The organism is Candidatus Sysuiplasma jiujiangense (assembly GCA_019721075.1).
GTDB lineage: Archaea > Thermoplasmatota > Thermoplasmata > Sysuiplasmatales > Sysuiplasmataceae > Sysuiplasma > Sysuiplasma jiujiangense.
This window is the reverse complement of sequence record JAHEAD010000031.1, coordinates 1-9697: the sequence shown is the minus strand read 5'-3', so window position 1 is coordinate 9697 and position 9697 is coordinate 1. Positions and strand designations below refer to the sequence as shown.

Genomic DNA, 9697 nt, shown 5'->3' with positions numbered 1-9697 from the left:
GATTTTATGCCTATTCTGTTTCTGGTTATTATATTTACATGCCAACGCTGGATTACGGAACGAATACAAACATTTCATTCTATGTATGGAGCAATGGGCTTGGTGACGTCTTTTTTGATGCAAATTCAGCAGGGGCAGGACAGATGTTGCGATTTGATACAAGAGGCGGCTCTCCAGACAGCCAATTTGCATCCACAACCTCATGGACATCATGGGGAAGCCCTCCATTAAACACCTTTGATCCATCGGCAAGCACATGGTATGAAGGGATAATACATTTCAATTCCAATGGCACAGTGATAGGCTACTGGTCTTATGCTTCACAGAATGCCTATGGGCAGAATGCCACATCGTATTATACAGTTGCTCATGACGGAAATTACATGGGATTTATCGGTGATGGTTATGGTTCTGCGTACGTCACATACTGGAACGGAGTCAGCGTAAATGGAACAGCGGTATCGTTGAACAGACCTATTACGCCATCTCCAATGCCCACCTTCACCATCGGCACAGGATCGGTATTTCAGGCGAATGCCACAACATCGAGTACGTTCACGGGGCAGACAACGGGAAGCTACAACAGCACGTTCAACTACCAGACCTATAACATTCCCATTGCACCATCAACGAACTATGTAACCGTTCTTTATAACACCTCATGGATTCCTTCGAACATCTATCCCTCAACATATCTGCCCATACAGAATGGAACGCATTACATCACAATAGAAGATGTGAAGGGATTCGGCTCCGTGCAGGTCACATTAATAGAACCATCAACGGAGATCGGGCATTCCACTTATCAGAATATACAATACATCATGCCAGCGGGCATAACTGCCCCTGTGGACTATTTCACCAACGTCATAACGATGACACCCTTCGGATCGTCATCGCCGACAACGATAAAAACAGCATCTCAGTTAGTTCAGATTCCTTACGGTTCGACGGTCAGTATCAGCGTTCTTGACCCATGGGGCGATCAGGTTGGCTCAGTCCCGAATTACCTTATTGCCAATGAGTCAGGGGCAATATCCATACCTCTCAATGTTACGGAATTGCAGTTTGATTTCTTCAATTCCACTGCGAACTACGTTTATCTCGCTCATAACGGCATCAACGAATCTTTCTTCAACTCGGCGATAGTTGCCAATGGCACAACCTTCCAGTGGACAACATCCTATTACTCGGTAACTTCAGGGCAGCAGGAGTTCAAGTCCGGTTCAGTCACTACGGATGAAACAATCCAGCCATTGCTCATATACCTTAAAGCCCCGATAGGTCAGCTTCAGGTTGAAGTCAATGCCTATTCTGGCTCGAACCTCGGCACGCTGTCGAACTCAGGAAATCCACGTGTTGAATCGTTCATAAACGACCAGCCCTACACACTGGGAACAACATTCACCGGCTATCAGGGATCGACATACGAAATAAGGATAGCGGATCTGCTGAATCAGACCCTTCTTGAAACAAACGTGACATTGCAATCCTCCTTTACTTCCCTGACGGAAACGATCACCACGCCGTCATACTGGATGGGTATCGAGAACGACGAGCAGCTGCCACAGAACTCTCCTCTTGCCACTGAATATGTATCACTGAATGTCACCGGATCATCTGAACATTATAATTTCACAGATTCTGTCGGGCAGAACTGGATAGGATATTTCCTTGCCGGAAATTACACGGTTCACATGCATGACAACGTGACGAATACATTCTACGTTAACATCTCAAAATCGAACCAACAGTTCTACCTCAACGGGCAGGCTCTTCTGAATCTGACTGAGTTCGATGCCAAGATAAATCAGCTTCTCAATTACACACAGTCGGTTGCGAACACAACATACGGTCTCAGGATCGTTCAGGCATCATCCACGCCGACGATACTCACGAATCAGGCCGAAACGCTGTCATGGAATGTCTTCTACAACAACTACACATCCTTCCCTTCAGCGAAGCTGAAGAACTCAACCATCCTCGTAGTATTGAAGAATTCCACTGGTTCATCTCAGTCTTTCACCTCATCTTCTACGGTTTCGGGGAACACTGTCACATACACGGTGACGCCTACATCATCAGGCTCATTCTCTGCTGAAATCGATGTAATATACGGAAAATATGCAGGTGCATCATCATCACAGTTCACAGTCAATTCGCCGCAGAAGGTATCCGTCGGCATGTCGCTTGCATTCGGCATATCGAACTCACTGAACACCAACCAGTCGTACGTAGTGCCGCTCTACCTATACTACGGCAATCAGACAAGATTCAACCTGACCGATACCGCTCTGGCGTTCCCATACGCCACTCTCTATGTATTGCAGGGCAACACTGTCATTCACACCTACGCCCCCGTAAATTACTCTGCCGGTGCAATAGACTTCTCTGTTGCCGGAATGCCAACAGGACAGTACACATTTTATGCAGAGGTATCATCATTCAACCTGTCCGGATCGCCCGTGCATGCCGCAATAACGCAGACTGAGAATATCCAGCCCAAAACGTTGTCTCCATTGCAATCATTCGAGCAATTCTGGGTCGGGCTCGGGCAGAGCATAGCCTCAAACCTGCTGGTAACACTCATAGTGACGCTCTTCCTGGTGATCGGCACATTCGGACTGAGATACCTGATCAGGTACATCAACAGGAAACTCAAGAGGGACAAGACGGATGCCCAGGCTGTGGACAACTCACTCGTTGCCTCAGCAGCGACTGAACTCACACAGGGAAATCTCCAGAGCAACTATGATCTTGCAGCTAAATATGCATCCCTGAGCACTGCACAGCAGGATGCATTCATGCGGTCTCCTGACGGTGTTGTAGACAAAATACCGGTGAAGATTGGAAGCAGGGCAATGACACTTCTGGATGCCCGCAACATCCTGGAGAAGATGCAGAACCACAAGGACGGAAACCTGCTGGATTCCGTCAGAACCATACTGAAAAGAAAGGAAGTGAAGAAAAGTGAATAAAACAGTAAAAATACTGATAGCAGCCTATGTGATTGGTGGTTTCGTATGTGTGGGGTTCATTTCTGTTCTCCCTCCCCCTGCCGTGTCGCCCTATGTGCCTCCTGTGCTGCCCATGATTACGGGATCGCAACCTGTGGACATCCACGAGATGAACGCCCAGATATTCGTGAACACATCTTATACTGACGGGTATGCAGGATATCTAACGGCACAGCACCCATCAGGGGAGATAGCTAATTACCTCATTATCACTGCCAGGTCTCCTGGAAATTCAACCCTGACGCTGTCGACAAACGGCACATACATATTCCAGGATTTAGTTTTCTCAAACATCACGACGCAGAACTTCATCGTAGCAACCTCATCGAACATGTCATTTGTTATAGCCATTCACTCTGAAGGGTTGAACTATACCCGTGTGATGACATATTATGGCAACGTCGTTACGCCCGTGACATTCGTGAACTATGAGTCAAATCTTGTCAAGAAGGTTCAATCGGGACCGTCGATAACGAACAGCATTGCTGCATTGACTTATATTCCTGCGGCTGCGGTTGGTGTGTTCGCTGCCTTCGAGGTTGCGTTGTTCACACGTGAATGGAGAAAATCCCATCCAGACCTGGGCAAGAACCAGGTTGGAGGAATGGGGAGGGATATAAAATGAGGAATGAGAGGACGCTTCCCACTGAAGAGGAACTCAATGAGTACAAGGTGCAGATACGTGAGAAAAAATCGAAGAACGGCGAAAAAGAACAGACTCTTTTCCACTGGCCTGAAATGCCTCTTTCAGAGAAATACGCCTCACGGCTGCTCAGGTACCGTATAGCCAAGGCGCTCGTAGGGTACACAACAGCATCAGGCAGGCATGTGAAATCGTACGGCATCCATGTTCTTGCAGCACTGGCCATCATGAGCATCCTTATCTACGGTGAGTCAAAAAATCCGTTCTTCGGATATTCCCTTATCACATTCATCGGGATATTCGTAACGTTCTTCATCGTGTTCTATCATTTCATATTCAGGACAGAAAAGTTTCCACTGATTCAGGAAGTCCGCAAGGGTGAAAAAATACCCGTGGCGATCAGGGATAACAACGGCAAAACCGAAGTTGTTACATTAGAGGCAAAGGAAACGGTCACCAATGTTTTCACTCTTGACAAGGGATCAGAGGAATTCCTGCTTCCCTATGGCGTCATCAAGGAAGTGTCCTCGAATCACACCGAAGTGTGGAAAATAAAATCATTCCACTATAACATGGTCTGGGGCGCTGCCATGTATGAAGATCTGGATGTAGCAAAGCTTGACGTCTGGGGGGAGGTCGTTTCATGGATGCCCTACGAGGTTGAAGATGCTCTTGCAAGGACAAGAAAGTATCTACAGAGGGACGGCATCGATGAAGAAGAAATAAAATTCGTGCAGGAGAAGATCAAGGAGATATACGCTGCCATCGCCGTGATAGGGGAGAACAACGGGGAAATAGAGGAACGCTACGGCAGGAGAATCATAAAGATAAAGATGAACAAAACAAACAGGGGTTTCCTGACTGCATGGAGAGGGATAATTGAAGATGTTGAAAAGTATCATCTGGAAAGGCTGAGGGAAAGGAAAGCTGTCAATGCGCAGGAGAAAAAAATCATTGAGATGATCAACCATGCCAGGACCGTGGAGATAGAGAGGCAATATGACATTGGCCTGATGGAGAAACGCATTAAAGCCGAGGCAGATGCGAACCTTCTCCTGTATGAAAAACTGCGGAGGAAGCCTGACGAGGTCTACATTGAGCAGGAAACAGCTTCCAGAGCGCCTGATGTCCGGGAAGCATCGGAGGTTGTCAACAAAGTAATGGATGAAGAACTCAAGAAAATGATCGAGGGGGGGTTGGATGGTACAGCGCAGGACGAACAATAACGCATCAGGGGGCATCGATCTTCCCATCCTTGCCAAAAAGACAAAACAGATACTGGCAAAAGGCGCCGGAAATCTGGAATATGCCAACCTGACGCGCAGAGGCAGGTACTTCCTGGAGGCACTTGATACACACACCAACAGGGATGCGCTTGAAAAACTGATGCAGGAGATACTTCTGTGGAAATATTTTGATGAAGTGAAATCACACAATGGCTACACGATAGAAACGATACCCCTTGGAGAAAGGGGAAGGATAAAGAAGGTACTCTGGGATTATCACACAAACTGGAAAGGAGAGAAAAGATGGTCTCCGATTCTTATTTCCATGTACAATGAGGAAATAAAGGCCATCCGGTCTGACAGGCGCAGGTGGGCGTATCTCGAAACGCTTGAGGACTTCGACAGGACTTCCGGGCTCCTTGGATTCCTTGCGGCAAGCTCATCGGAAACTGATAACACAAGGTGCGACACCACCAATCCCGAATTTGTCAGGCTGCTGTACATGCATGACGGGGATCAGATCACCCCCCTCGTATCAGGGAAGACAGGGGCAGGAAAAACCAACTTTGTTCTCTATACCATCCGGCAGACCGCTTATCTGCATCGTGGATATACAAACCCCACATACGGACGCAAAGCTTCGAGGATACGTGCCTATCTTCCAAATTTTGAGGGACATACAAAATTTCAGAGGCAGGGGGTGTTTCCTGGCATATATTCCTCTTTCTCCTATACGTATCCGTGGCAGGTGTTCGTCGATGAACCGAAGGGGTCTTCCATACTCTGGACGAAATACGACTGGAGCATGGATCAGGAAGAGGCAGATGATGACACTCCTGATATATTTGCCATTTTCTACGCAGGAGAGATAGGGCTTGATAAGCTTAGGTACGCAATGTCGAAAGAGATAACTCTGTTCCAGTCGTTATTTCAGCTGACAAGGCAGATGAGGATCCGTTATGTTCTTTCATCGGCAAATCCCGACCCGCTTCCCGTGTCGACACTGACAAATTTCGTTAACCCGCAGATATGGATAGACAAGCGTGAAGGGGGAAACACAAGATATGCGACTGCCGAATATGTGGTCACCAGCGGAGAGAGGAACGCCATCCAGAGCGTCAAGCTGGGGATAGTCCCTGAAGATCCACTTACGAAGATCATAAACAGGGGTATTGCTTCCGATCTTACTGCTCAATGGGAAAAATATCCCTTTCAGCAGGTTCTCGTTGAATCAAAAGCTACAAATATGAACACATACCTGAAAGAGCCTGACAAAGTGATCGAAGCTGCATCACAGATGACACTGGCATTCCAGGATCGTTACCTTGAGGAGAAGGGTGAAATGTTCGAGGCGGACTTCATACAGAATAGGAGGGAAGATGGGAGAAAGGCAGAAGCGAAGAGCCGAAAAGAAGAGGATAACGACGAATCCGGCATATTCATGTGATTTATAATTATTCACCACTCATTTATAATTGATTTAACCGCATTGAAAATATGCGGGGCTATTATTAGGCCTTAGTTTGCGTGAAGTATTCAGGCATCCGAAAATTCTTTGGCCCAAACCCCTCGGTTGCCTTCCGTATATCCTGCATGTCCTCCTCGTCAAACTGGAAAGTGAGGTAATGCTTCAGGGCTGTATTGATGTCATGCCCCATGCTCTTCTCGATCATCATCACCATCATGGGATTCGATCCGAATGAGTTTATGAGCCATGAATCCCATGTCTTGCGGAATGTCAGGTTATTGACGCCGGTGGTATGTACGGTCCTGAATGTCTTTACTGTAACTATTTTTCCGTCACTGCCAGTAATCGGGATGCCGTACTGATCCTTCTTGGGCTTTTTTTCTTCCTCATTGTACTCACGCACCTCGAAACCTGCGTTCTTAGCCGCCTCTGCAATTATATTCCTCAGAACCTGCAAAAACAGATGGTTGTCAGGCGCTGGAGGCCTCATGCTGAAGAAACCGCTCTTCTCAATGATCTCCCTGCCAAGAGCGGATGTGTATGAAACGAACGACTTGCTTCTCACTTTCTCCTTGCCACCTCCAAGGACTGACCGTGACATCAGTAGGCTGCCATCATCCTGATAGAGTTCCGGATGCCTCATCAGCCTTACCACATCAGCCACACGCAACCCCGTGAACAGATGCACCTGGAGAAATATCTGGAGTTCTCTCCGGCTCCAAGGAAACTCCATATGATATTTTCCCTGCTCCTGCGGATCGGCTGCCGAGATTATCTCCTTCGATTCCCTGTACCGCAGAATCCTTGTCAGCTGTCCTGGCATCTCATCCCAGATTGGCACTTTCCTCATGTTTTCAATTTCCATTTGTATTTCACTTCTTCTTTAGTCATATACTACGAGTAAATATACTTTAATGCTCACTACCCATGAAAGCCCGATTTTTTTTCATTTACGTTACATGAGTATTCTTACGCAGGCGCACGAAGTTCAAGGCGCCTAATCTCTTTAGTCATACCGAAAAGTTTAATACTTCCCTTGTGTTGTAATTAGTTTTTAAGGATTGCGAAAAAGCGATCCTCGGTGAGAAACATAAATATAGCAAAAAACGTGTATCAGAAAAGGATCCTCGCCAGTATAGCCGTTCTTGTGTTTATACTGGGCGGGGTCGGCACCGCTTATGCAATACAGGACTTCGGGTCGGGAAACAACCTGGTGAAGTCCGTTGGCATAAGCAGTGACTATGGACAGGCGTGGGGATTCAACGCATCAGGCAAGAACCCCACGTGGGAAGCGGGCACGGTAGTTTTGAGCGGAAGCACAGCAACAATTGCTTTTCCGGCGGGGTTCAATGCGACCAACATTGTTGTGTTCCAGAGCAATCCCCTATACAATGTACAGGGTTTGCTTAACAGTTCGCTTTACTTCAATACCATGAACGTGAAGCTTGCCACTGAGAACGCAACCGGCGTTGCTGAAACAAATACCTTTACTTTGCAGTACGCCGCACTGGAATTCGGCACACAGGTCAACGACACTTCACTTCACGCCATGAGCGACAAGGGAGTAACAGGGGTTAACCTCTTTGGATCACAGACTGTATATTCAAGCATCGTAAACCAGCTGAACAAATCCACTGCGATATCACTCTTCGGGCTTGCAACGTCAAACTTCAATGACCGCGGAACAATCCTGATAAATGTGAACAGCACCGGCGTTTCATCCACGAACCACCTGTCAGTACAGCTTTACCAGACATACGGAGCACCCTTTGTGATCAACCTCATTAACGTGTTCACTGATGTAACAGCAGTTACAATGCTTCTGGTGGTTGCGCTTGTGTTCATGGGCATGCCAAGAATAGGGAGGCGCTGAAAATGGCAAGCAACAAATCATCGCATGTTGAAAGGGAGATACCCGGAATCATCATTGGAATCATCATCTTTGCCGCATTCGTGGCAATATCATGGTTCCTGGGCGAGACTGGAGTGTTTTCACTGGGATGGGGCGGAATCGTCATGGGAGTTGTCATCGGCGGATTTTCCGGATACCTGTATGCCGCACTTGACAGAGCAAGGAGATATGACTACACAATAGGCATAATGCTTCTTGGATATGCCATAGGCGCGTACATGGTCGAGATATTCCTGCCTGAAGGCCAGCTGATCGTGAACCTCGCGACTTCCACAAGCGGGTCTGCATTCGTGGTCTGGATTCTGGGATTCGTGTTCGGGCTTGTGATGCTCGTCGCTCCTCTTGCGTATGCAAAGCGCAGAGACGTCAGGTGAGATCATGACAGGAATGGAGAGGTTGAGGTGGAAGGCGCACCAGCTACGCCTGCTCTTCCTTCTCCTCATTTCCGGGGCAGTCAGGCTTTCCCATCTTCGCGAGGACACCGCATCCATTGAGCTGGACTTCAAGGCAATAGCCCTGTTCACAGTGCTGGTTGTGGTTGTTGTGATCGGAGCATCCATATATTTCACGATAACCACTCCGGCAGGGCAGGCAGGGTTAGCCGGCATAGGACAGTCCATAGCGGGAGCAATAGCAGCACCGTTCATCGCAATCGGAAACGGCATCGGATCGTTCTTCAGCAACCTGTTCGGAGGGCTCGGTAACGCACTGTCGCACCTGCTGTGAATATGAGGCCCATAGTCCTGGTATTGGGAGTCCTGCTGGTGATCTACGTGATCGCCGAATGGATCAACGGCACGCTGCAATACAGCTTCGAGGGATACATCGGATCAGGGGTGTATGGGATAGCATCCTATTTCACCACCTCGATGCCCAGATACAACACTTTCATGACGCTGGTGTACGTGTTCACATTCCTGATAGGGATTGGCATGGTGTGGGTAGGACTTTCGGGTGAGAAGAAATGAGCAGACGCAGGATAGCAATAAGGCATCCTGGATCGCTGTCGAAGTATGGTTTCGATCTTTCTGAACCTGAAAAGGAACAGATGACCGCTATACGAAAAGCTGACAGGAAATACGGGAAAGGCGAAACAAACAGGAAGCTTGCCGCACTGGAAACTTTCAACAGGCATCATCCAGCAAAACGCAAACGCCTGCAGAAACTTATAAAGAACAATGGAGGGAAGTGATGAACAAACGAATCAGCAAGAAAAGACGAGACAGAACGATGGTCGTTCTTGTCCCTGTTCGTGTGGAAGTGACGGGTAAAAGGAAGAGATCACATGAATAAGCGCATATCTAAGAAAAGGCGCAATGTAACCGCACATGACAGGGAGATCGATAGCCGGAATGCTAAACTTGGCGTCAAGAAATGGGTAAAGACACCTACTGGCGCAAGGAAAGCTGAACGGCACAGGACAAGACATGG

Annotated in this window: 10 protein-coding genes; 9 read left to right on the top strand and 1 reads right to left on the bottom strand. The window is 47.8% G+C overall.

Going from position 1 to position 9697, the window contains the following annotated elements; genetic code table 11:
• The 4 genes from KIS29_10825 to KIS29_10810 all read left to right on the top strand — a co-directional run.
• On the top strand, positions 1-2978 hold a 2978-nt coding region (locus tag KIS29_10825; GenBank protein ID MBX8640818.1), incomplete at its 5' end, for a hypothetical protein.
• Complete coding sequence (locus tag KIS29_10820; protein MBX8640817.1) at positions 2971-3642, top strand: hypothetical protein; 672 nt, start codon at positions 2971-2973, stop codon at positions 3640-3642. The genes KIS29_10825 and KIS29_10820, both read left to right, overlap by 8 nt.
• Entirely contained in the window at positions 3639-4886 is a 1248-nt protein-coding gene (locus KIS29_10815; protein MBX8640816.1) for a hypothetical protein, read from the top strand. The genes KIS29_10820 and KIS29_10815 overlap by 4 nt, the downstream gene beginning before the upstream one ends.
• The gene (locus tag KIS29_10810; GenBank protein MBX8640815.1) at positions 4861-6333 is read left to right on the top strand and encodes a hypothetical protein; all 1473 of its coding nucleotides are present in this window, start codon (positions 4861-4863) and stop codon (positions 6331-6333) included. Before KIS29_10815 ends, KIS29_10810 begins: the two co-directional genes overlap by 26 nt.
• 64 nt (positions 6334-6397) lie before the next feature.
• Here the strand turns inward: KIS29_10810 and KIS29_10805 are convergent, their stop codons facing one another.
• Positions 6398-7219: a hypothetical protein gene (locus tag KIS29_10805; protein ID MBX8640814.1), complete on the bottom strand. Its 822-nt coding sequence runs from the start codon at positions 7217-7219 to the stop codon at positions 6398-6400.
• Between the two features lie 216 nt (positions 7220-7435).
• Between KIS29_10805 and KIS29_10800 the strand changes: the two genes are divergently transcribed.
• Genes KIS29_10800 through KIS29_10780 form a run of 5 tightly spaced genes read left to right on the top strand, consistent with a single transcriptional unit; the run spans position 7436 to position 9458 of the window.
• Positions 7436-8227, top strand: a complete 792-nt coding sequence (locus KIS29_10800) for a hypothetical protein (GenBank protein MBX8640813.1) — start codon at positions 7436-7438, stop codon at positions 8225-8227.
• A gap of 2 nt (positions 8228-8229) precedes the next feature.
• Positions 8230-8640 (top strand): hypothetical protein, encoded by a 411-nt coding sequence (locus tag KIS29_10795; GenBank protein MBX8640812.1) that lies wholly within the window; start codon positions 8230-8232, stop codon positions 8638-8640.
• A 4-nt stretch (positions 8641-8644) separates the two neighbouring features.
• The gene (locus KIS29_10790; GenBank protein ID MBX8640811.1) at positions 8645-8992 is read left to right on the top strand and encodes a hypothetical protein; all 348 of its coding nucleotides are present in this window, start codon (positions 8645-8647) and stop codon (positions 8990-8992) included.
• A gap of 2 nt (positions 8993-8994) precedes the next feature.
• On the top strand, positions 8995-9234 hold the full coding sequence (locus tag KIS29_10785; protein MBX8640810.1) for a hypothetical protein: 240 nt from the start codon (positions 8995-8997) through the stop codon (positions 9232-9234).
• Complete coding sequence (locus tag KIS29_10780; protein MBX8640809.1) at positions 9231-9458, top strand: hypothetical protein; 228 nt, start codon at positions 9231-9233, stop codon at positions 9456-9458. Before KIS29_10785 ends, KIS29_10780 begins: the two co-directional genes overlap by 4 nt.
• Positions 9459-9697 lie beyond the last annotated feature (239 nt).